The sequence below is a fragment of the Mesorhizobium sp. BR-1-1-10 genome (genome assembly GCF_020165595.1).
Lineage (GTDB): Bacteria > Pseudomonadota > Alphaproteobacteria > Rhizobiales > Rhizobiaceae > Mesorhizobium > Mesorhizobium australicum.
This window is the reverse complement of the sequence record NZ_JAIUIL010000007.1, coordinates 15,568-38,165: the sequence shown is the minus strand read 5'-3', so window position 1 is coordinate 38,165 and position 22,598 is coordinate 15,568. Positions and strand designations below refer to the sequence as shown.

At 62.5% G+C, this 22,598-nt stretch carries 24 protein-coding genes and 1 pseudogene; 16 read left to right on the top strand and 9 right to left on the bottom strand.

The genetic code is table 11. The annotated features are described in order from the left end of the window. Window positions 1-21: 21 nt before the first annotated feature. Window positions 22-582 (bottom strand): invasion associated locus B family protein, encoded by a 561-nt coding sequence (locus LB555_RS16465; protein ID WP_140661414.1) that lies wholly within the window; start codon window positions 580-582, stop codon window positions 22-24. 378 nt (window positions 583-960) lie between these two features. Here LB555_RS16465 and coxB point away from each other — a divergent pair, with 378 nt between their 5' ends. The 14 genes and pseudogenes from coxB (at window position 961) to LB555_RS16395 (ending at window position 11,619) form a co-directional block, all read left to right on the top strand. Next, the gene (gene coxB, locus LB555_RS16460) at window positions 961-1,827 is read left to right on the top strand and encodes a cytochrome c oxidase subunit II (protein WP_015318797.1); all 867 of its coding nucleotides are present in this window, start codon (window positions 961-963) and stop codon (window positions 1,825-1,827) included. Between the two features lie 38 nt (window positions 1,828-1,865). Continuing rightward, complete coding sequence (ctaD, locus tag LB555_RS16455) at window positions 1,866-3,518, top strand: cytochrome c oxidase subunit I (protein ID WP_015318796.1); 1,653 nt, start codon at window positions 1,866-1,868, stop codon at window positions 3,516-3,518. 75 nt (window positions 3,519-3,593) lie between these two features. After that, window positions 3,594-4,538 carry a heme o synthase gene (locus LB555_RS16450; protein WP_140714998.1) on the top strand — a complete coding sequence of 315 codons (945 nt, stop codon included), beginning with the start codon at window positions 3,594-3,596 and terminating at the stop codon, window positions 4,536-4,538. A gap of 2 nt (window positions 4,539-4,540) precedes the next feature. Beyond that, window positions 4,541-4,702 carry a hypothetical protein gene (locus LB555_RS16445; RefSeq protein ID WP_015318794.1) on the top strand — a complete coding sequence of 54 codons (162 nt, stop codon included), beginning with the start codon at window positions 4,541-4,543 and terminating at the stop codon, window positions 4,700-4,702. After that, window positions 4,702-5,334 (top strand): cytochrome c oxidase assembly protein, encoded by a 633-nt coding sequence (locus LB555_RS16440; RefSeq protein ID WP_015318793.1) that lies wholly within the window; start codon window positions 4,702-4,704, stop codon window positions 5,332-5,334. Before LB555_RS16445 ends, LB555_RS16440 begins: the two co-directional genes overlap by 1 nt. Before the next feature lies 1 nt (window position 5,335). Further along, window positions 5,336-6,217 carry a cytochrome c oxidase subunit 3 gene (locus LB555_RS16435; RefSeq protein ID WP_015318792.1) on the top strand — a complete coding sequence of 294 codons (882 nt, stop codon included), beginning with the start codon at window positions 5,336-5,338 and terminating at the stop codon, window positions 6,215-6,217. Window positions 6,218-6,547: 330 nt separating this feature from the next. Continuing rightward, on the top strand, window positions 6,548-6,934 hold the full coding sequence (locus LB555_RS16430) for a DUF983 domain-containing protein (protein ID WP_015318791.1): 387 nt from the start codon (window positions 6,548-6,550) through the stop codon (window positions 6,932-6,934). Beyond that, on the top strand, window positions 6,931-7,686 hold the full coding sequence (locus LB555_RS16425) for an SURF1 family protein (protein ID WP_181172945.1): 756 nt from the start codon (window positions 6,931-6,933) through the stop codon (window positions 7,684-7,686). Before LB555_RS16430 ends, LB555_RS16425 begins: the two co-directional genes overlap by 4 nt. Window positions 7,687-7,774: 88 nt before the next feature. Beyond that, complete coding sequence (gene ispH, locus LB555_RS16420) at window positions 7,775-8,785, top strand: 4-hydroxy-3-methylbut-2-enyl diphosphate reductase (protein WP_015318789.1); 1,011 nt, start codon at window positions 7,775-7,777, stop codon at window positions 8,783-8,785. Between the two features lie 6 nt (window positions 8,786-8,791). Continuing rightward, the gene (locus LB555_RS16415) at window positions 8,792-9,769 is read left to right on the top strand and encodes a homoserine kinase (RefSeq protein ID WP_140714996.1); all 978 of its coding nucleotides are present in this window, start codon (window positions 8,792-8,794) and stop codon (window positions 9,767-9,769) included. Further along, complete coding sequence (gene rnhA / locus LB555_RS16410) at window positions 9,766-10,299, top strand: ribonuclease HI (RefSeq protein ID WP_015318787.1); 534 nt, start codon at window positions 9,766-9,768, stop codon at window positions 10,297-10,299. Before LB555_RS16415 ends, rnhA begins: the two co-directional genes overlap by 4 nt. Before the next feature lie 44 nt (window positions 10,300-10,343). Further along, complete coding sequence (locus LB555_RS16405) at window positions 10,344-10,919, top strand: histidine phosphatase family protein (protein WP_015318786.1); 576 nt, start codon at window positions 10,344-10,346, stop codon at window positions 10,917-10,919. 122 nt (window positions 10,920-11,041) lie between these two features. Continuing rightward, window positions 11,042-11,323 carry a type II toxin-antitoxin system ParD family antitoxin gene (locus LB555_RS16400; RefSeq protein WP_140878137.1) on the top strand — a complete coding sequence of 94 codons (282 nt, stop codon included), beginning with the start codon at window positions 11,042-11,044 and terminating at the stop codon, window positions 11,321-11,323. Window positions 11,324-11,357: 34 nt separating this feature from the next. Then, window positions 11,358-11,619, top strand: a pseudogene (locus tag LB555_RS16395) (type II toxin-antitoxin system RelE/ParE family toxin). Window positions 11,620-11,623: 4 nt separating this feature from the next. Here the strand turns inward: LB555_RS16395 and LB555_RS16390 are convergent. The 3 genes from LB555_RS16390 to LB555_RS16380 form a co-directional block, all read right to left on the bottom strand. Beyond that, window positions 11,624-12,100, bottom strand: coding sequence for a DUF2938 domain-containing protein (locus LB555_RS16390; protein ID WP_140617286.1), 477 nt, complete (start codon window positions 12,098-12,100; stop codon window positions 11,624-11,626). A gap of 93 nt (window positions 12,101-12,193) precedes the next feature. Next, a complete protein-coding gene (locus LB555_RS16385; RefSeq protein WP_015318782.1) occupies window positions 12,194-12,676 on the bottom strand; it encodes a peroxiredoxin in 483 nt (160 codons plus the stop codon). A gap of 78 nt (window positions 12,677-12,754) precedes the next feature. Then, a complete protein-coding gene (locus LB555_RS16380) occupies window positions 12,755-13,561 on the bottom strand; it encodes a protein-disulfide reductase DsbD domain-containing protein (RefSeq protein ID WP_224683277.1) in 807 nt (268 codons plus the stop codon). 172 nt (window positions 13,562-13,733) lie between these two features. Here LB555_RS16380 and LB555_RS16375 point away from each other — a divergent pair, with 172 nt between their 5' ends. Continuing rightward, a complete protein-coding gene (locus tag LB555_RS16375; protein WP_015318780.1) occupies window positions 13,734-14,342 on the top strand; it encodes a YqgE/AlgH family protein in 609 nt (202 codons plus the stop codon). A gap of 153 nt (window positions 14,343-14,495) precedes the next feature. Here the strand turns inward: LB555_RS16375 and LB555_RS16370 are convergent, their stop codons facing one another. Continuing rightward, on the bottom strand, window positions 14,496-15,200 hold the full coding sequence (locus LB555_RS16370; protein WP_224683276.1) for an MBL fold metallo-hydrolase: 705 nt from the start codon (window positions 15,198-15,200) through the stop codon (window positions 14,496-14,498). Window positions 15,201-15,385: 185 nt separating this feature from the next. Here LB555_RS16370 and LB555_RS16365 point away from each other — a divergent pair, with 185 nt between their 5' ends. Beyond that, entirely contained in the window at window positions 15,386-16,276 is an 891-nt protein-coding gene (locus LB555_RS16365; RefSeq protein WP_140724839.1) for a LysR family transcriptional regulator, read from the top strand. A 49-nt stretch (window positions 16,277-16,325) separates the two neighbouring features. On the opposite strand, the gene LB555_RS16360 is transcribed toward LB555_RS16365, so the two are convergent. Genes LB555_RS16360 through thrC form a run of 4 tightly spaced genes read right to left on the bottom strand, consistent with a single transcriptional unit; the run spans window position 16,326 to window position 22,531 of the window. After that, the gene (locus tag LB555_RS16360; RefSeq protein ID WP_224683275.1) at window positions 16,326-19,214 is read right to left on the bottom strand and encodes an EAL domain-containing protein; all 2,889 of its coding nucleotides are present in this window, start codon (window positions 19,212-19,214) and stop codon (window positions 16,326-16,328) included. Between the two features lie 3 nt (window positions 19,215-19,217). Further along, on the bottom strand, window positions 19,218-19,814 hold the full coding sequence (locus tag LB555_RS16355; RefSeq protein ID WP_140661409.1) for a GNAT family N-acetyltransferase: 597 nt from the start codon (window positions 19,812-19,814) through the stop codon (window positions 19,218-19,220). A gap of 12 nt (window positions 19,815-19,826) precedes the next feature. Next, window positions 19,827-21,119 (bottom strand): M16 family metallopeptidase, encoded by a 1,293-nt coding sequence (locus tag LB555_RS16350; protein WP_140617280.1) that lies wholly within the window; start codon window positions 21,117-21,119, stop codon window positions 19,827-19,829. A 14-nt stretch (window positions 21,120-21,133) separates the two neighbouring features. Beyond that, on the bottom strand, window positions 21,134-22,531 hold the full coding sequence (gene thrC / locus LB555_RS16345) for a threonine synthase (protein ID WP_224683274.1): 1,398 nt from the start codon (window positions 22,529-22,531) through the stop codon (window positions 21,134-21,136). Window positions 22,532-22,598 lie beyond the last annotated feature (67 nt).

Sequence of the window (22,598 nt, the reverse complement as noted above, 5' to 3'; positions counted from 1 at the left end):
TGGTTCAGCGCGAAGCCGCGATCAGGGCAGAGCGGCGAAGCCTTCGGCGAAACCCTTGAGGTCGACGGGAATGCCGATACCCTCTTCCGGGGTCTGGAAAACGATGAATGTCGCCGACGTACCGGTCTTCAGCGTGTCGAGCAGTGGCTTTTCAAGAATGACCTCGGCATAACAGCCGTCCTGGAAGCAGCGCACGAAGTAGGCGCGGCCAATGTCCTTGCCGTCGACGTTGAGGCCGAGGCCGTTCGGCAACAGCACGCCAAGCGGCGCCAGCACGCGCAGGATCTCGGCCTTGTTGTCGGCGGTGCGCAGCACGACGACCGAAAGCCCCATCTCCGGACGATCCTCGGCGACGACGTTCTGCATCATCACGCATTGTTCCGAGGTGGCGCCGGCCGGCGTGTCGCAGATGATCGACCATGCGCCATGCGTCGAGCGCACCGTGCCGCTTGGCTGGGCAGCATTGGCCTTGCCAGGGACGGACAGACCGGCCGCGCACAGGACCGCGAGAAACACGGCGTTTGCCAGGGTTCTCGAAAGGCCCAGTCGCGTATGCCTCAGTCTCGAAAGCCAAGAGTTCATGACGGCTCCATTGCGAATCACGGCACTTTAAGCCGCGCCAATGCCAAGTAAAGGACGAGACCGTGGCCGGACTGTCCCTAAAAAGGCAATGCGGCGCTTTTCCCTGCCAAATTCGCCTGAATTACGACGCTTTGCGGGTGTCGCCGGCACAAGGCGTGCGGCCCGCCGAACATACGCGATTCGCCACTACGGCCATTGCCCCGGAAGAGCCACGTCAGCTTGCGCGCAAAAATGCCGCACGGTTTCGACCGCTCCTTTCTTGCGGAGGGAAAAAGAGTATGGTTTGAACCAGCTTGAGACTGTCCGGGATTCCCGTCCCGGCATTGTTCGTTATTCTCGCGGGCACAGCCGGCGAGGGACTGGGAGACGAAGAGGGCGATGAGAAAATTCCTAGCGAGCACCGGTGCTGCTGCCACGTTCCTCGCCTGCGGATCCGCTTATGCGGACCAGCCCAGGCCGTGGGAGACCGGCTTCCAGGCGCCTGCGACCGACATGATGCGGCAGATCGAGTGGTTCGGAAACTACACGATGTGGTTTATCATCCCGGTCACGGTCCTTGTGCTGTTTCTGCTGATCTACTGCATCGTCAAATTCCGCGCGAGCGCCAATCCGACCCCGTCCAAGACCAGCCACAACACGCTGATCGAGGTGATCTGGACCATCGGCCCTGTCGTCATCCTGCTTTGCCTCGCCATCCCCTCGTTCCAACTCCTGACCGCCCAATATACGCCGCCGGAAGAGGCCAAGCTGACCGTCAAGGCAACCGGCAACCAGTGGAACTGGGATTACGAATACCAGACCGACAACACGCTCGCCTTCAATTCGGCCATCCTTCAGGATGGCGATCGTGCCAAGGCCGGCAAGGAGGATCGCGCGGTCTATCCGCGCCTGCTCGCCGTCGACAACGAGCTGGTCGTGCCGGTCAACACGATGACCCGCGTGCTTGTCACCGCGACCGACGTGATCCATTCCTTTGCCGTGCCGTCTTTCGGCATCAAGATCGACGCCGTTCCCGGCCGCACCAACGAGACCTGGTTCAAGGCGGAGAAAGAAGGCCTCTATTACGGTCAATGCTCGCAGCTCTGCGGCAAGGACCATGCCTTCATGCCGATCGCCGTTCGTGTGGTGTCGGACACGCAGTTCAAGACCTGGCTGGCCGCGGCCAAGACCGATCTGCCAGGTGCCAACAAGACGCTCATGGCCGAGGTCGATGGCCAGAACAAGGTAGCGGCCGCCGGCAACTGATGTCGCGGGTTAGCAAGATTTAGGGAACGGAGCGGAACATGGCAGACGCTGCAGCTCACGACGGGCACGACCACAAGCCGTATCATGGCTGGGTGCGCTGGGTTTATTCGACCAACCACAAGGATATTGGTACGCTCTACCTGATCTTCGCGATCATGGCCGGCATAATCGGCGGCGCGCTTTCGGTCGCCATCCGCATGGAGCTGCAGGAGCCTGGCATCCAGATCTTCAGCGGTCTTGCGCAGATGGTCTATGGCATGAACGGCGACGCCGCGATCGACGGCGGCAAGAGCATGTACAATGCGTTTGCCACCGCGCACGCGCTGATCATGATTTTCTTCATGGTTATGCCGGCCCTGATCGGCGGTTTCGCCAACTGGATGGTGCCGATCATGATCGGTGCTCCCGACATGGCGTTCCCGCGCATGAACAACATCTCTTTCTGGCTGCTGCCGCCGGCCTTCATCCTGTTGCTCACCTCGATGTTCGTGCCGAGTGCGCCCGGCGCCTTTGGCGTGGGCGGCGGCTGGACGCTCTATCCGCCGCTGTCAACTTCGGGCCAGCCCGGACCGGCGATGGATCTGGCGATCCTGTCGATCCACATCGCCGGCGCCTCCTCGATCCTCGGCGCCATCAACTTCATCACCACCATCTTCAACATGCGTGCCCCCGGCATGACGCTGCACAAGATGCCGCTGTTTGCCTGGTCGGTGCTGGTCACCGCCTTCCTGCTCTTGCTGTCGCTGCCGGTCCTGGCCGGCGGCATCACCATGCTGCTCACCGACCGCAACTTCGGCACGACCTTCTTCGCGCCTGACGGTGGTGGTGACCCGATCCTGTTCCAGCACCTGTTCTGGTTCTTTGGCCACCCGGAAGTATACATCCTGATCTTGCCGGGTTTCGGCATCATCAGCCATATCGTCTCGACCTTCTCGAGGAAGCCGGTATTCGGTTATCTCGGCATGGCTTATGCCATGGTCGCGATCGGCGCGGTCGGCTTCATCGTCTGGGCGCACCATATGTATACGACGGGCCTGTCGCTCGATACGCAGCGCTACTTCGTCTTCGCCACCATGGTCATCGCGGTGCCGACAGGCGTGAAGATCTTTTCCTGGATCGCAACCATGTGGGGCGGATCGATCTCGTTCAAGCCGCCGATGCTGTGGGCGCTGGGCTTCATCTTCCTGTTCACGATCGGTGGCGTCACCGGTGTCCAGCTGGCCAATGCCGGCCTCGACCGGTCGCTGCATGACACGTATTTCGTCATTGCCCACTTCCACTACGTACTGTCGCTGGGCGCGGTGTTCGCCATCTTCGCCGGCTGGTACTACTGGTTCCCGAAGATGACCGGCTACATGTACTCGCCCGTCATCGCCAACACCCATTTTTGGGTCATGTTCGTCGGCGTGAACCTGATCTTTTTCCCGCAGCACTTCCTCGGCCTCGCCGGTATGCCGCGCCGCACCATCGACTATCCTGACGCGTTTGCGGGCTGGAACATGGTTTCGTCCTACGGTTCGTATATTTCGGCCGTCGGTGTGGTGATCTTCCTCTATGGCGTGTTCGAAGCCTTCCAGAAGAAGCGGATCGCCGGCGCCAACCCGTGGGGTGAGGGTGCTACCACGCTCGAATGGCAGCTGCCTTCGCCGCCGCCGTTCCACCAGTGGGAGCAGCTGCCGAAGATCAAGTAAGGCGGCTCCCGCTCGAATACAAAACCGCCGGCCCGCCGGCGGTTTTGGCCAACGGAATGATGGACTTGAGTACGCATGGCCCTAGTCGACAAAACCAGCATTGACGAAGCGGGCTTCCGTATGTCGGAAGCCACGGCGGGCGATTTCTTCGCCCTGCTGAAGCCGCGCGTCATGTCGCTGGTGGTGTTCACCGCCTTTGTCGGACTGGTCGCGGCACCGATGACCATCAATCCGCTGCTGGCGGTGATCGCCATCCTTGCCATTGCGATTGGGGCCGGCGCCTCTGGCGCGCTCAACATGTGGTACGACGCCGACATCGACGCGGTGATGACCAGGACCGCTAGCCGCCCGGTGCCTTCCGGCCGGATCCAGCCGCACGAGGCGCTGAGCTTCGGCCTGGTGTTGTCGGTGCTGTCGGTGATGACGCTGGGCGTGTTGGTCAACTGGTTGTCGGCGACGCTGCTGGCCTTCACCATCTTCTTCTATGCCGTGGTCTACACGATGTGGCTGAAACGCTCGACACCGCAGAACATTGTCATTGGCGGTGCAGCGGGCGCCATCCCGCCGGTTATCGGCTGGGCCGCGGTGACCGGGTCGGTCAGCCTCGAAAGCATCATCCTGTTCCTGATCATTTTCCTGTGGACGCCGCCGCATTTCTGGGCGCTCGCGCTGTTCAAGTCCGAGGACTATGGCCGCGCCGGCATCCCGATGATGCCCAACGTCGCCGGCCATGCATCGACCCGCCGTCAGATTTTCGCCTACGCGCTGGTGCTGGCCCCGGTCGGCGTGCTGCCCTGGCTGCTCGGCTATACGACGCCGTTCTACGGCGTGGCCGCCTTGCTGTTGGGGGCTGGTTTCGTCTGGTATGCGTGGAAAGTGCTTGGCATGGCCGACGATGACCGCGTCATGAAGCCGGCCAAGGCCCTGTTCGCCTATTCGCTGCTCTATCTCTTCGCAATCTTCGCCGCCTATCTGGCTGACAGTGTCGTCGAACGCGCGCTTGCCATGGGTGGGGCATGACCATGGCCGAGAAAGAACTCGAAACGGTCACCTTGACCGATCGCCAGAAGAAGGCCCAGCGCAGCCGTTCCATCGCCATCGGCGTGGCGCTGGCGGTGCTGGTCGTGATCTTCTACATCGCGACAATCGTGAAGTTCGGCCACAATTTGTCGGGCTCGATGTGATGAGCGCCGAGACGTCCAAGAAGACGGTAGGCAAGACCGGCAACCGCGTTGTCGCGGTTGTCTGCCTTGCTTTCTTCACCGGCATGATCGGCATGGCCTATGCAGCCGTGCCGCTCTACAAGATGTTTTGCCAGGCGACCGGCTATGGCGGCACGACGCAACGTGCCGAGAAGCAATATGCCGGCCGCGTGCTCGATCGCGAGATCACCGTTCGTTTCGACGCCAACATCGCCGGCGTGCCATGGGAGTTCCAGCCGGTCCAGCGCTCGATGACCATGAAGATCGGGCAGACCGTCCAGGCGCATTATCAGGCGACCAACAAGTTCGATCGCCCCGTCACCGGCCGCGCAACCTTCAACGTGCAGCCGGAACTGGCGGGTCCGTACTTCAACAAGGTCGAATGCTTCTGCTTCACCGATACGACGCTGAAGCCGGGCGAGACGCTGGACATGCCGGTCCTGTTCTATGTGGACCCCGACATCGTGAATGTGCCGGAACTGAAGGACGTGAAGACGATCACCCTGTCCTATACGATGTTCCCGGTCGAGAAGACCAAGCCGGTGGCGTCGTCCGGGCCGGCCCAGGGCAATAGCAAGACAGTTTCAGATACCGAAGGAAATCTCGGGGGTTGATATGGCAGACGCGCACGCAAAACCACACCATGACTACCATCTCGTCGACCCGAGCCCGTGGCCCTTCCTGGGATCGGTAGGGGCGCTTGTCACCGCTTTTGGCGGTGTCTGCCTCATGGAATACCTGAAAGGCGGCTCCTTCCCGATCTTCGGCGTCAACATCGCCAATCCGTGGCTGTTCTTCATCGGCATTGTGATCGTGCTGTACACCATGTTCGCCTGGTGGTCGGACACGATCAAGGAAGCGCATGAAGGCCACCATACGCGCGTCGTGTCGCTGCACCTGCGCTACGGCATGATCATGTTCATCGCCTCGGAGGTGATGTTCTTCGTTGCCTGGTTCTGGGCCTATTTCGATGCCAGCCTTTTTGCCGGTGAGGTGCAGAACTATGCGCGCCACACGTTTACCGGTGGTGTCTGGCCGCCGAAGGGCATGGAGGTTCTCGATCCCTTCCATTTGCCGCTCTACAACACCATCATCCTGCTGCTGTCGGGCACCACGGTCACCTGGGCGCACCACTCGCTCATCCATGGCGACCGCAAGGGCCTGATCAACGGCCTGGTGCTGACCGTCGGGCTTGGCATGCTGTTCACCATGGTGCAGGCTTACGAGTACATGCACGCGCCGTTCGGCTTCAAGGATTCCATCTACGGCGCCACCTTCTTCATGGCGACCGGCTTCCATGGCTTCCATGTCATCATCGGCACCATCTTCCTGCTGGTCTGCCTGATCCGGGCGATGAAGGGCGACTTCACCCCCAAGCAGCATTTCGGCTTCGAGGCGGCCGCCTGGTATTGGCACTTCGTTGACGTGGTCTGGCTGTTCCTGTTCGCCTCGATCTACGTCTGGGGATCGGTCGGCGCGGTGATCGAAGGCCACTGATCCAGCCTTTTGAGTTTCAATTTCGGGAAGGCGGCCGCGGCGACGTGGCCGCCTTTCTTCTTTTCGGCGCAAGGATCGCCAATCGATGAAAGATGCGGCTGACTTCAATTTGCGCATTTTATCGTCTTGGCATTCCGGCTCTTGCCCGAGAAGGTCTTGCGCGTCGAGGAGGCGAAGCGGCTTCAGCTAGTGGGGCTGGCTGCTTCAATTGGTCGACTGGACCGATGACTGCATTGGGGTTACGGAGTCCGATATGGACAAATCTGGGCGATGGTGGCCGATGGGACGCCGATCGAGATCGAGCAATAGCCATGAATTACGGCACTACGCATGAGTGAAGACAAGGCGATCTGGCCTCCGATCGATCCGATTTCGGCCGGCCTGCACGGCCGCTGCCCGCGTTGCGGCGAGGGGCGGCTGTTTTCCGGCTTTCTCACCGTCGGCAAGCGCTGCGTCAATTGCGGCCTCGACTATTCCTACGCCGATGCCGGCGATGGACCGGCGGTGTTCGTCATCCTGATCATCGGCTTCATCATCGTCGGTCTGGCGCTCTGGGTCGAGGTGACGCTGAGCCCGCCGCTCTGGCTACATCTGCTGATATGGATCCCACTGGCCCTGGTGCTGTGTCTCACGGCGCTTCGGTTGATCAAGGGCGTGCTGCTCACCCTGCAATACAGCAACAAAGCAGCCGAGGGTCGGCTGGATCGCGGCGAATGAGCGAAGCGTCCCTGAAAGACCGCGGCCATTCGCGGCCACGATCGGCACTGTTGTTCGTCCTTGGCCTTGTGTTGTTCTTGATTCTGCTGGCGCTGGGCACCTGGCAGGTCCAGCGCCTGCACTGGAAGGAAGGCCTGCTGCAGACCATCGACCAGCGCACCCATTCGGCGCCACGACCGCTTTCCGAGGTCGAGAAGGAATTCGCCTCGACCGGCGACGTCGACTACACGCCGGTCACTGTCACCGGCACTTTCCTGCATTCCGGCGAGCGGCATTTCTACGCGACCTGGGAAGGGGATGCCGGCTTCAATGTCTATACGCCGCTGGCCCTCGACGATGGCCGTTTCGTCCTGATCAACCGCGGCTTTGTTCCCTACGACCTCAAGGATGCGGCGAAGCGCGCCAAGGGACAGGTAACGGGCAGGGTCACGGTCACCGGGCTTGCCCGCAACCCGCTGCCGGCAAAGCCCTCCATGATGCTTCCCGACAATGACGTGGGGAAGAACATCTTCTACTGGAAGGACCGCGACGTCATGGCCGCGAGCGCCGGCCTGCCGGCTGGGTTCACCTTGGTGCCGATCTTCATCGATGCCGACAAGACGCCAAATCCCGGCGGCCTTCCGGTCGGGGGTGTCACCATCATCGACCTGCCGAACAGCCATCTGCAATATGCCGTCACCTGGTACGGGCTTGCCGCGGCACTCGCCGCGGTGCTTGTCCTCCGGCTTCGCCGGCCCGCGAAAGAGGAATGAACGCAAGCGACGCCTCTCTTTCCACCGATACCCTTGACAGGGCAGGGGTAGGCACCTCATTTCGGCGCTGACCAACCGGCAGGATTTGATGCTTCACACAATCGCCAAGCCTCCTCTGACGATCCGGCTCTGCCAGCCGCGCGGTTTTTGCGCGGGCGTGGACCGTGCCATCCAGATCGTCGTGCTGGCGCTGAAAAAATATGGCGCCCCGGTCTATGTCCGCCACGAAATCGTCCACAACCGCTATGTCGTCGAGGGGCTGCAGAGCCTTGGGGCCGTCTTCATAGAGGAACTTTCCGAAATCCCGGCCGAACATCGGCAGTCGCCGGTCGTCTTCTCCGCGCACGGTGTGCCCAAGTCCGTGCCGGCGGATGCGCAGGCGCGCAACCTGTTCTATCTCGACGCAACCTGTCCGCTGGTCTCCAAGGTCCACAAGCAGGCGATGCGTCACCAGCGGCTTGGCCGCCATGTGCTGTTGATCGGTCATGCTGGGCACCCCGAGGTGATCGGCACAATGGGGCAGTTGCCGGAAGGCGCGGTAACGCTGATCGAGACCGAAGCCGACGCAGCCCGGCTTGTACCGGCCGATCCAAAAGCACTTGGTTTCGTCACCCAGACCACGCTCTCGGTCGAGGATACCGCCGGCATCATTCGCGCGTTGCAGGAGCGCTTTCCGGACCTGCAGGCGCCGGCGGCGGAATCGATCTGCTACGCCACCACCAACCGCCAGGAAGCGGTCAAGGACACCGCCCCGGGTGCTGATCTCTATCTGATCGTCGGCGCCCCCAATTCCTCGAATTCGCGCCGCCTTGTCGAAGTTGCGGAACGGGCAGGTGCCTCGATGTCGCTTCTCGTGCAGCGCGCCGCTGAAATTCCGTGGAATGATATCGGCACCATTTCGACGCTCGGCCTGTCGGCGGGAGCATCGGCGCCGGAGATCATCGTCGACGAGATCATCGACGCGTTCCGCCAGCGTTTCGACGTCACCATCGACCTGGCTGTCACGGCCACCGAAACAGAGGATTTTCCGGTCATGCGGGTACTGCGCGATGTCGAACTGACGCCGGCCGACATGGCCTTCGTCAATGGGACCGCGTGAACGGCCATGGCGGTCTATACCGATGTTGCGGAGGGCGAACTCGGCGCTTTCCTGAAGCACTACCCGGTCGGCGATCTCCTATCCTACAAGGGCATCGCCGAAGGCACCGAGAATTCGAACTTCCTGCTGCACACCTCGAGCGGCTCCTACATCCTGACGCTCTATGAAAAGCGGGTCGAGAAGGCGGATTTGCCGTTTTTCCTCGGGCTAATGGGCCATCTCGCCAGCAAGGGGGTGTCCTGCCCGCTGCCGGTGACCGCGCATGACGGCAGCGTCATCGGCACGCTGGCCGGCCGGCCGGCCGTGATCATCACCTTCCTCGAAGGACTTTCGCTGCGGCGACCGGCCGCAACGCATTGCGCCGAGGTCGGCAAGGCGCTGGCGGCGCTGCACCTGGCCGGCGCCGACTTTCCGATGACGCGTCCGAACGCGCTCGCCCTCGACGGCTGGCGCAAGCTTTGGGATGCGTCTCGCGGCCGCGCCGACGAGGTCGAGCCGGGCCTTGCGGCCGAGGTCGATGCCGACTTTGCCGATTTCGAGCGGAACTGGCCCAAGGGCCTCCCCGAGGGCATCATTCATGCCGATCTGTTCCCGGACAATGTCTTTTTCCTGGGCGAGAAGCTTTCGGGGCTGATCGATTTCTATTTCGCCTGTGACGATCTCTATGCCTATGATGTCGCCACCTGCCTCAACGCCTGGTGTTTCGAGAAGGATTTTTCCTTCAACCTTACCAAGGGCAAGGCACTGCTTGCCGGTTATCAAAGCGTGCGCCCCCTGAGCGATGACGAGAAAGCGGCGCTGCCGATGCTGGCGCGCGGTTCGGCGCTACGCTTCATGCTGACCCGGCTTTACGACTGGCTGACCGTCCCCGATGGCGGACTGGTGATGAAACGCGACCCGTCCGAATATATCCGAAGGATGCGGTTCCATCGGGCGATCAGATTTCCTTCGGAATATGGATTGGCCGAAAACGGGGTGTCATGAGCAAGCAGGTTGAAATCTTTACCGATGGCGCCTGTTCGGGCAATCCCGGCCCCGGCGGCTGGGGCGCCATCCTGCGCTTCAACGGCACCACCAAGGAACTCTTCGGCGGCGAGGCCGAAACCACCAACAACCGCATGGAATTGCTGGCGGCCATTTCGGCGCTGAATGCGTTGAAGGAGCCTTGCACGGTCGAGCTTCATACCGACAGCAAATACGTCATGGACGGAATTTCCAAATGGATCCATGGCTGGAAGAAGAATGGCTGGAAGACCGCCGACAAGAAGCCGGTCAAGAACGGGGAACTCTGGCAGGCGCTGGACGAGGCCAACCGGCGCCACAAGGTCACCTGGAACTGGGTGAAGGGCCATGCCGGCCACATCGAGAACGAGCGCGCCGACGAACTGGCAAGGGAAGGCATGGCGCCGTTCAAGAAAGGGCCTTTCAGGCCGGTAGTGTCGGCGCCAAAGCCGGATGTCCAGGCAAAGCAGCCGCTGGCCCCGAAGGCGCGTCGTTCGACCCAGAGCTATTGAGCTTCTGGCACTCGCTGCGCCCGGCCGACAGGAGAATTTCTGTTATGCCGATCGCCTATTACATCACCCATCCTCAGGTTCAGATCGACGCCAGCGTGCCCGTGCCGGATTGGGGTCTATCCGACATCGGTCGTGCCAGGGCGCATGCAATGCTGAACCAGCCGTGGATCGCATCGATCGGGCGTGTGGTGTCGTCGGGCGAACGCAAGGCCGTTGAAACCGCCGAGGTGCTCGGGCGGCACCTCGACCTTGCGGTGCAGGTGAGGGAACGGATGCATGAGAACGACCGGTCGGCGACGGGTTTCCTGCCGCCTCCGGAGTTCGAGGCGGTCGCCGACCGGTTCTTCGCCAATCCGCACGAAAGCATTCGTGGCTGGGAGCGGGCCATCGACGCACAGCAGCGCATCGTGAGCGAGGTCGAGGCCGTCCTCGGTGCCGGCGGCAGCAACATCGCCCTTGTCGGACATGGCGGTGTCGGTACGCTCCTGCTACTGTCGCTCAGCGGCAGGCAAATCAGCCGCGAAGCCGATCAGCTGGCGGGCGGCGGCAACTATTTCGCCTTCGATACCCACACGCGCCAAATTATTCATGGATGGCGACCGATCGACAGGCTGTCCTGATCGGCGTACCGCAGCCGTACTCGTAGCGCAAGGACAGGCTCTTCTCGCGACATCGCAGTTGCTCGAGGATGTGGATGGGAGTAATATTTCCCACTATCGAGCAATGCAAGAGAGGACGCAGCGTGGCGAACGTTGAAAAAATGAGCGTGGCTGTGACCCCACAACAGGCAGCCCTGATGCGCGAGGCCGTGGAGGCGGGCGAGTATGCCACTGCAAGCGAGATCGTGCGTGAAGCGATGCGGGATTGGCTGGCCAAGCGCGAACTGCGGCATGACGATGTTCGCCGGCTGAGACGGTTGTGGGATGAAGGCAAGGCAAGCGGGAGACCGGAGCCTGTGGATTTCGACGTGTTGCGAAAGGAAGCTCGGCGAGAGCTGACGGAAACCTCGCGGAACGGCCGTTAGGCTAGTCTGGTCACCCGCGGCCAAGGCTGACCTCATCGACATCTACGTGACGATAGGCAGCGAAAACATACGGGCGGCCGATCGTTACTACGATCAGTTAGAAGCGCGTGCAGCTGGCAGACCAGCCGCGCATGGGTGTCAGGCGACCGGATATCAGGCCTTCCGCACGAATGCTGGTGGAGGCGCCTTTTGTACTGCTCTACGAAACGATTCCAAACACGGACGATGGCCCAGTGGAGTGGGTTGAAATCGTCCGTGTGGTCGACGGGCGGCGGGATCTGAACAGTCTGTTCTAGCTGTCTACCGGATCAGCAGCGCCGTACCGTAGAGCCCGAGCGCGAACACCGTGTGCGAGACCAGATTGAGGGCGCGGACCCGCATCGGATTCGGCCGCTTCGAGGCCGCCCAGCCGGCGCCCATGCCTGGCGCCAGCAGGAACCAGCCGGCGCCGACGGTAACGATGCCGAGGATGAAGGCCGGCAGGAAGGTCGGCGCGGCCAGCCAGCCCGCGCCCGCCAGCATCACCAGGATTATGCCGTAGGCGATGCCGACGAAGTAATGGAAGGCCCAGCCCAGCGCCTGTTCATACGCGTAGGGCGCCGCATCGCCGATATCGTCGTGAAACACCTTGTCGCGGAGGTGCCAGACCCAGCGCCCGACCGGCCCCCAGTTCGGGCGTGGCTGGCCGAACGCCTTGTGCAGGAAGAAGGCCCAGAGATCCATCAGGACGGTCGCGCCGACGCCGATCGCGACAGCGCGCCAGAAGATGTCAAACATCGTAGGATCCCCCCGAAAACCGGCAATTCTGGAGCGCGGCTGCTTGTCACGCGAGGCCGGCCATTGCGGCCTCGCGTGATTGGCCGTCGAAGTTCAAAGTTGGCCCAGAATATGAGCCGCGCCGGACTCGTCGACGCCGGGTTTGGTCTCGACATTGAGCGCGGTAACCTTGCCGTCGTCGATAATCATCGAAAACCGCTTCGAGCGCAGGCCCATGCCGCCACCGGAATAGTCGGCGTCGAGGCCGACCGCCTTGGCGAAATCGCCATTGCCGTCGGCGAGGAACAGGATCTTGCCTTCGCCACCGGTGAAGCGCGCCCAGGCGCCCATGACGTGGACGTCATTGACCGAAACGACGGCGATGGTGTCGACGCCGCGCGCCAGGATCGCGTCATGGTTCTCGAGATAGCCGGGCAGGTGGTTGTTGCTGCAGGTCGGCGTGAAGGCGCCGGGAACGCCGAACAGCACCACTTTCTTGCCCGGAAAAATCTCGGCCGACGTGATCGGCTTGGCGCCGTCCGCGGTCATGGTCTTGAAGGTCGCCTCGGGCAGCTTGTCGCCAACGGAGATGGTCATGAATTCCTCGCTTGGGATGGGGAAAGACGCGTGCTTGCGTAACGAACTCGGCGGCTTCCTGCAACCATCGCGGCGCCATCAAGGGAAAGGCAGCAACCCTTCGACCGCGCCCGCCGAACTCGTCAACGTGTAGTGAAGCCCGCCGTCGGTCGGCGTCGTCGAAGGGCGATCGAGGATCGGCACGGTGAAGATCAGCTTGCCGTCCTTTTCCGAGCGGGAAGGTGTGCCGAACATATAGTCGCGCTCGCCGGCAACGAAGAAATCCGCTGCCTGCGGATCGCCAGGAAAACTTGCCTCGACAACCAGCGTCTCGTGATCGCCGGGCAGCACCTTGATGCCGAAGTCAGGCTTTGCCGCCGCCGGCAGTGCGGTGAAACTCGCCTTCACCAACGCCGCGTCGTCGGCATTATCGGGATCGGAAGCGGGGTCGACGCTCAGCCGTGTCTGCACGGGGATGCAGATGGATTCGCAAATGCCGAGAAAGACGTCGGCATCGATGACCGCCGGCTGGTTCGGCGCCGCCAGCGTGAACGTCACGGGCAAGGAAACCGGATAATTGTAACCGGCCCATTTGCCATAGCCATCATCGTGGCGCTGCGGCGCGGGAAAAGACAGTGTCGCATCGGTTATATTGGTGCTGGCCGAGACGTCGAGCTGCGGCGGCACACCTGCATCGCCCGGGTCGCGCCAATAAGTCTTCCAGCCGGGTTTGAGCGCGATATCGAGAACACCGTGTATGCGGCCGGCGTCGTCCGGCTTGCCGGATGTCACCAGCCGCACCTTGCCGCCTTCGCTGTTGTACCAGGCGGATGAGGAGGCGCTGGCGGGGAGGGCGGCCGCCAATCCAATGGCGGCGCCGAGCAACAGGATTTTCAAGCTTTGCATGGCGGTGATTTGATCGTCCCTTCGTGGCCGCGCAATGATTTCATGGCCGTGCTGATATCATATTTGCGTGACCTTTGCGGGCAAGCCAAGGCCGGACTCGCAATATGAGCTTTGGTCGAATCCGCTACGGCGCATCTTTTCGGCGCTGGGGAAACGCGTTACCTTCCCTGGCATGGATTTGTTGCGCCACAAAAAGACAGCCGCCGGCCGCGGCTTTCTCGACGATCAGTTCCTGATTGCCATGCCTGGTATGAAGGACGACCGTTTCACGCGCTCGGTCATCTACATCTGCGCCCATAGCGATGAAGGCGCGATGGGCCTGATCATCAACCAGACGCAGCAGATGCTGTTCCCGGACCTTCTGGTACAGCTTGGCATCATGAACGAGCAGGAGGCGATCCGCCTGCCGGCACAGGCGCGCGATTTCGTCGTGCGCAATGGCGGGCCTGTCGACCGCAGCCGGGGCTTCGTCCTGCATTCGGGCGACTACCGTGTGGATTCCTCGCTCACCGTTTCCGACGACATCTGCCTGACCGCGACCGTCGACATACTGCGGGCGATATCGTCAGGGCGCGGGCCGCGCCGCGCGCTCATGGCGCTCGGTTATTCCGGCTGGGGCGCCGGCCAGTTGGAAACCGAGATCGCTGAGAACGGCTGGTTGACCTGCCCGGCGACGCCGGAATTGCTGTTCGATGCCGACATCGAACGCAAATACGACCGGATTCTCGCCTCCATCGGCATCGATCTCGCCCATCTCAGCCTGGCCGCCGGGCACGCTTGAGCCTCGTCTTTGCCGGCCAGGGTCCCTTCGCCAGGTAAGGCGCAGCCGGAACGCTGCGCCGTTAGCGCAATCTCATCCCATGGCGGTGCGCGAGAGCTGTTCAGGCTTGGAATTGCGTAAACAGGCGAAACCGCGTGTCCGGCTTGTTATCCGCTATGCCGGCTCATAGCCGTACGCTCCGTCCTCACGCATCACGCGGCCGATGCCCGGCCAGCCAAGGTGCGCTCCGGCGATCCATGTTCCAGCCTCGGCCGCGTCGCGGAAAACCTTCTGGCGCGTTGCGCGTGCGATCGCTTGGTCGTCGTCATAACCCCAACTCAACGCGGGATTGCCAAACTGCAACGCCGGCACATGAACGATGTCCCCGAAGAACAGGAAGCGGGCCTCGTCCGTGTCGAATGCGTAGCCGATGTGACCGGGAGCATGACCCGGCAGGGCAACTGCTCGCAGTCGCTTGGCCACCTGGTCGCCATTCCGCACGGGCTTCAACAAGGATCTGAACCGCGCAAGGTCTGTTTCGGCGAGAAAGCTCTCGACAGCCTCCTCGGCGATTGCGATCGCCTTCAAATTCGGAAAGAGCACCCGGTCGTCCGGCGTCAAAAGCCCGTACACATGATCCTGGTGGGCATGGGTGAGCGCCAAGACCGTGATCGAGGCAGGATCGATGCTGGCTTCGGCTAGTGTCTGCTCGAGGCGTCCTGTTGTTGAGGCCCAGCCTCCTCCTCCACTGTCGATCAGAATGCCGTCAACGCCTGGACCTGCGAGGGCAAAGCAATTGACGGACAGGCGGAGCGCCCCTGCCTGCGCGACTTGCGGCACCGGTTTGTCGCGCGGATCGCGCAGAAGGTCCGCCGGCATCTCAATATAGCCGTCCGAGAGCGACCAGACCCGCCAGGCGCCGGCGGTACAGCCGAGGACGTTACCGCTGCGGAATGTTACGATCATAGAGTACCTCAATCTGCCGTTGCCGATCAAAGCTAGGACAGAGTCACCTATGAGGATAGGCCTGTTGCACAGCAAGGCCTCATGAGTGATACTCATGAATGATGAGAAGCGAACTGAACGAACTCGCCGCGTTCGCGATGGTCGCCCGGGAACGAAGCTTTACACGAGCCGCGGCAAAACTAGGCGTGTCTCAATCTGCGCTGAGTCACACTATCCGTGGGCTCGAGCAGCGGCTCGAGCTGCGGCTTTTGGCTCGAACGACGAAGAGCGTCGCGCCAACAGCCGCAGGGGCCGCTCTCTTGAAAGACCTGTCTCCGGCGCTTGAGCAAATCGCTGCTGCCCTTGACGGAGCGCGAAGCCTCAGGCGGCGCCCTGCGGGGCGCCTTCGAATTGTGATGTCACGCTCGGCCGCCGTAATGGTGCTGCTGCCACGGCTCGCGGCATTCGCCCAGGCCTACCCCGATATCGTTCTCGACGTTGTCACCACGACAGGCCCTGTAGACCTCGTTGCCGGCGAGTTCGATGCCGGTATCCAGCTCGGCGAGTATATTCAGAAAGACATGATCGCGGTACGCGTCACGCCGGAGTTGCGGCTGGCTGTGGTGGGATCGCCTGGTTATTTCTCATCACGAAGAATCCCGCAAAAGCCGAGGGATCTCAAGGATCATCAATGCATAGCCCTGCGTCTTCCAGGCGGTCCATCTCGGTGGGAGTTCGAGCGGGCGAGAAAGTCGGTCACGATCAACGCCAGCGGCTCGCTCATAATCGACGATACTCACCTGGTGATTCAGGCGGCGCTCGCCGGCGTTGGTCTCGGTCTCGCCTATGAAGAGCAAGTCGCGGAGTATATCGCGGAGCGACGGCTTGTCCGCGTCCTGGAGGAATGGACGCCGCCAATCGCAGGCTTTTTCCTGTATTATCCCAGTCGTCAGCTTCAGCCAGCGGCGCTGTCAGCATTGGTCAATGCGCTGCGACTCTCGCAACAATAGTGATGCATGTCGTTGTTCCGGAACCGAGGACACTTCCGGGTGACATGCATTAGGCCTGCGTGAGCGGATACTGCTCCTTCAGCGTCTTCAGCACCTGGTCGCCTGGCATCGGCGCGCCGAACATGAAGCTCTGGACATATTCGCATCCCATCTGGCGCAGCTCCAACGCATCGCGCTCGTCCGATATGCCCTCGGCGACCACCGAAAGGCCGAGCTCATGCGCCATGTTGACCATGGATTTGAGCAACACCGCGCGTTTTGGCGTGCTGTCGTCGACGAAGCTCTTGTCGATCTTGATGGTGTCGAACGGGAACCGCGTCAGATAGGCGAGCGATGAATAGCCGGTGCCGAAATCGTCCAGCGACAGGCCGATGCCGAGCTGCTTGAGCTTGGTCAGCACATGGGCCGTCTGCTCGGGATTGTCCATGACCAGCGACTCGGTCAGTTCGAGCCGGAAGCAGCGCGGCTTCAAATTGGCGCGCGCGATCACGGAACGCACGTCGCTGACCAGGTCGCGGCGGATGAGCTGGCGGCTGGACAGGTTGACCGACACCGACAGCGGCGCGTCGCCGATCTGCTTTTGCCATCCTGCCAGATCCTCAGCCGCCTGCTGCATGGCAAACAGCCCAAGCTGCACGATCAGCCCGCAGCTTTCCGCGACCGGGATGAAATCGGCCGGCGGGATCATGCCGCGGCGCGGATGGTCCCAGCGCAGCAGGGCCTCGAAGCCGGCGACGCTGCCATCCTCGAGCCGCACGATCGGCTGGTAGGCCAGCGTGAATTCGCGCCGCTCGATGGCGCGCCGCAGATCGGATTCGAACTGCAGGCGATCGGTGCCGACGGTGCGGAACGCCGGGCGGAACGGCTCGATCCTGTCGCCGCCGAAACGCTTGGCCTGGTGCATGGCGAGCTCGGCGTCCTTGACCATGTCCTCGGCCGAGGTTTGCGCCGAGGTCCAGGTGATCAGGCCGATCGAGGCGGTCAGCACGATTTCGCGCTTGGCAAAGGTGATCGGATTGTTGATCGCATGCTTGATCGCATCGGCCACGCCGGCGATGCGGGCAGGGTCCTGCTCGGACAAAAGCATCAGGGCGAACTGGTCGCCGGCGAAGCGCGACAGCGAATCCTTCGGCTTGAGCAGCCGGTGCAGGCGGCGCGCTATGGTGAGCAGGATGGTGTCGCCGGCCGAAATGCCGAGCCCGTCATTGACCTGCTTGAAGCGGTCGATATCGATGACGAAGACGGTCGGCCGCACCTTCTCTTCGGTGCGGGCGATCGAAATGATCGCCTCCAGCCGGTTCATGAACAATTCGCGGTTTGGCAGGCCGGTCAGATTGTCGTGCACGGCGTCGTGCAGCAGCCGTTCCTCGGATTTCTTCTGTTCGGTGATGTCGACCATGGTACCGACGCAGCGGATCACCTCGCCGTCCGATCCGATGACGGGTCGCGCGCGCAGGGCAAACCAGTGATAGTGCCCGTCGGCGCCACGCAAGCGGAAATTCTGCGACACCCGGCCGCGGCGATGTTCCAGCACCACGTCGAGCGTGGTGCGGAATGTGTCGCGGTCGTCGGCATGCAACACCGGCAGCCAGTTGCGGGCGGCACCACCCAGGCTGTTGGGCGCAAGGCCGAGCTGGATGCTGACGTCGGGTTTGGTCACCACGCGGTCGCGCAGCACGTCCCAATCCCACACCGTATCGCCCGATCCCGCGACCGCCAGCGCCTGCCGCTCGAGGTCGGAGAACAGCCCCTGATGCAGCGCACCGCCAGCAAAGGCGTGCTGCATGACGGTGAAGCCGATCAGCAGGATGATCAGGATCAAGCCGCCGCCAAGTGCCGGCTGGGCGATATCGTTGTCGAGCATGCCGGTGATCGCCATCCACGATCCGCATAACCACAACAGCACCATGACCCAGCTGGGCACCAGCATGATCGCTCGGTCATAACCACGAATTCCGAGGAAAATGATCAAGCCGAGCCCGGTCAGTGCGGTCGCGGCAAACGAGATGCGGGCGATGCCGGCGGCGACCGCCGGATCGACGATTGCGACGCCGGCGATCAGCAGCAGCCCCAGAATCCAGACCAGGGCGCCGTAGCTGAAATGGCCGTGCCATCGGTTGAGGTTGAGATAGGCAAACAGGAACACCACGAAGGTCGCTGCCAGCGCCACCTCGGTGCCGGCCCGCCACATCTGCTCGTTGCCTGGCGAGATCTCGATGACCTTGTTGAGGAAGCCGAAATCGACACAGATATAGGCAAGCACCGCCCAGGCGAGGGCCGCCGTCGCCGGGAACATCGACGTCCCCTTGACCACGAACAGGATGGTCAGGAACAGCGCCAGAAGGCCGGCGATACCGATGACGATGCCGCGAAACAGCGTGTAGGAATTGACCGAATCCTTGTAGGATTCCGGATCCCAGAGGTAGACCTGCGGCAGCTTCGGCGAGGCGAGTTCGGCGATGAAGGTGATCACCGTGCCGGGGTTCAGCGTCACCCGGAACACGTCGGCGTCGGGGCTGGTCTGGCGGTCGAGCGCGAAGCCTTCGCTGGGCGTGATGGCGGCGATGCGCGTAGAACCCAGATCCGGCCAGAAGATGCCGGAATTGACCAGCCGGAAGTGCGGCGCCACGATCAGCCGATCGAGTTGCTGGTCGGTGGTGTTGGCGAGCGCGAAGACAGCCCAGTCGCCGGTCGAGCGGGCATCGTTGGCTTCGACCTCGATCCGCCGCACGATGCCGTCCGGCCCGGGCGCGGTCGACACCTGGAAGTTCTCACCCTGGTTGCGGTAGATTTCGACGGCGCGCGAAAGATCGAGCGCGACATCGTCGCGGGCGATCTTGATCGGTTCTACGGCAAAGGCCGACGAAGCCGCGCACAGCGTCAGCATCGTCGCCAGAAGAAAGGCGAACAGCGGCCCGTTTCGCAGGGAATTCGTCAAAAATCAGTCCTTCGTTCCAGCGCCCGGCGGATCGTCGGCGATCCGGGCGTAGAGGTAGTGATCCTGCCAGATGCCGTTGATCCTGAGATAGGATCGCAGAAGTCCTTCGCGCCGGAATCCGGCTTTTTCAAGCACGCGGATCGACCTGATATTGTCGGGAATACAGGCGGCTTCGATCCGGTGCAACCTCAGCGTATCGAAGGCGAAGCGGGCCACCACCTTGACCGCGTCTGTCATCAGCCCGCGGCCGCCGAAGCGCTCGCCGATCCAGTAGCCGACATGGCCGCTTTGCGAGACGCCGTGGCGTATGTTGCCGAGCGTGATGCCGCCCGCGAGCTTGCCGCTCGACTTCTCGAAGATGAAGAAGGCGATCGCGGTTCCCTGTGCGTAGTCCTCGCGATAGCGGCTGATGCGCAGGCGCCATGCCGTGCGGTCGAGTTCGTCCGGGGTCCAGCGCGGCTCCCATGGCTCCAGGAACGCCCGGCTTTCGCCGCGCACCGCCGACCACTCGCGGTAGTCGTTGGTGAACGGCACGCGCAGCGTGACGAGGTTGCCCTTCAGTGCCGGCAGGTCACGGCGAAAGAAAGGGAGCGCGAACACGGCGCTTGGGACTTAGACGGCGAGCCTGCGGGCCGTGGTCTGCGTGCCCGGAAGCGAATCGAGGATCGCCTCATATGGTGCCAGCGTACCCACGGGCCCGACAGCGGTAAGCGTCGGCTTGGTCGAGAACATCCGCGACGACAGGTCGGTAAGGCGCTCGATCGTCAGCGCCGCCAGGCGCTCCATCAGCTCTTCCTTCGCGATCGGCCTGCCGAAAAGGAGTAGTTGCCGCGCGATCTGCGAGGCGCGGCTGGCCGGGCTTTCGGCCGACATGATCAGGCCGGCCCGATATTGGGCGCGCGCACGGTCGAGCTCTTCCTGCAGGATGCTCTCGCCGGCCTTCTGCAACTCGTCGATGATGACAGGCACCAGCTTGGCGATGTCGCTTTGGCCCGTCGCGGCGTGAACGCCGAATATGCCCGTATCGGAAAAGCCCCAGTGGAAGGCGTAGACCGAGTAACAGAGGCCGCGTTTTTCGCGGACCTCCTGGAACAGGCGCGATGACATGCCGCCGCCGAGGATCATCGACAGCACCTGCGAGGCGTAGAAATCCCGCACATGGTAGGCGCGGCCCTCGAAGCCCAGCACGATCTGCGCGTCCATCAGGTCGCGGTCCTCGCGGAAGTCGCCGCCGACATATTGCGCGTATTGCGGGATGGTGCTGTCGGCCTTGCTGCGGAAACCGCCGAGCCGGTTTTCGACCTCGCGCACGAACTTGTCGTGCTTGATGTCGCCTGCGGCCACGATCACCATGCGCTCGGCGCCATACTGGCGTTCGATGAAATCGTGCAACTGCTTGGAGGTGAAGGATTTTACCGTTTCGGGCGTACCCAGGATCGAGCGGCCGATGGTCTGGTGGCGAAAGGCCGTCTCGGTGAAACGGTCGAAGACGATGTCGTCGGGCGTGTCGTGCGCGGCACCGATCTCCTGCAGGATGACGTGCTGTTCGCGCTCAAGTTCCTGCGGGTCGAATTCGGACTCCTGCAGAATGTCGGACAGGATGTCGACGGCCAGCGGCACATCGTCGGAGAGCACCCTGGCGTAGTAGGACGTGGTCTCGACGCTGGTGGCCGCATTGATCTCGCCGCCGACGTCCTCGATTTCCGAGGCGATCTCGAAGGCGCTTCGCCGCTTCGTCCCCTTGAACGCCATGTGCTCGAGCAGATGGGCCATACCGTGCTCGTCTTCGCGTTCATTGCGGGCACCCGACTTGACCCAGGCACCCAAGGCAACCGATTCGATACTTGGAAGGGTTTCGGTGGCGACTGTCAGGCCGTTCGACAGACGGCTTACCTCAACACCCATATGGCTCGTACTCCCTAACGCGCCGCCCGCGCGCGGCGACTGACGTAATCTTCCACCATTTTGAGGTCGGATGGAAGTACCGTGTGTTTTTCCTCGAATGTCATCAATCCCCCTAGCCATGCGGGCAGGGCGGGCGAGACACCGCTGGCGGCTTCGACGGCGGCCGGGAATTTCGCCGGATGGGCGGTGCCGAGCACCACCATCGGCACGGCGCCCGCAGCCCTGGACGCCGCCACATGCATGGCTGCCGCCGTATGTGGATCGAGCAGGTAGTTGCTGTTTGCCAGCGTCGAGCGGATGGTGGCGGCAACCTCGTCCATATCGGCGCGGCCGGCGTCGAATTCGGTTCGCATACCGGCGATTTCCGCGGCTTCGATGGTGAAGGCGCCCGATTGTTTGAGGCCGGCCATGTAGCGCCGCACCGTTGCGGCGTCGCGGTTTGACGTCTCGAAAAGCAGGCGTTCGAAGTTCGACGAAACCTGGATGTCCATCGACGGCGAGGTGGTCGCAAACACCCCTTTGGTCCGGTATTCGCCGGTCGCGAAGGTGCGTGCCAATATGTCGTTGTCGTTGGTGGCGATGACCAGCCGGTCGATCGGCAGGCCCATCTTCTTGGCGGCGTAGCCGGCGAAGATATCGCCGAAATTCCCGGTCGGCACGGTGAAGGAGACCGGCCTGTCCGGCGCGCCGAGCGACAATGCCGAGGAGAAATAATAGACGATCTGGGCCATGATGCGTGCCCAGTTGATCGAATTGACCCCCGACAGCGACACCTGGTCGCGGAAGCCGTGATCGTTGAACATGTCCTTCAGCAAGCCCTGACAGTCGTCGAAATTGCCCTCGATCGCCAGCGCATGCACATTTTCAGCCTTCGACGTCGTCATCTGCCGCTGCTGCACCGGCGAGACGCGGCCATGCGGAAAAAGGATGAAGATGTCGGTGCGGCTGCGCCCGGCGAAGGCGTCTATGGCCGCGCCACCGGTATCGCCCGACGTGGCGCCGACGATGGTGGCGTGCTGGTCGCGTTCGGCAAGCACATGGTCCATCAGCCGGGCAAGCAACTGCATCGCCACGTCCTTGAACGCCAGTGTCGGCCCATGAAAGAGTTCGAGGACAAAAGTGTTGGCGCCGGTCTGCACCAGCGGGCAGACGGCCTCATGGCGGAAGGTGGCATAGGCTTCGCGGACCAGGCGCTCGAAGACCGGCGCGGCGATCTCGCCGCCCAGGAACGGCGTCAGCACGCGTATGGCGAGGTCGGGATAGGCGAGGCCGCGCATGGCTCGGATCTCGGATGGCGAGAAATGCGGCCATTCGCGCGGCACGTAGAGGCCGCCATCGCGCGCCAGGCCCGCCAGGATGGCGTCGGAAAATCCAAGCGCGGGCGCTTCGCCGCGGGTGCTCACATAATGCATGTCACAGATCCGTTTGCCGCCTGTTTTTCCGTTCACCACAAGGTGGTTAATTTCTGCACCGGCTCTA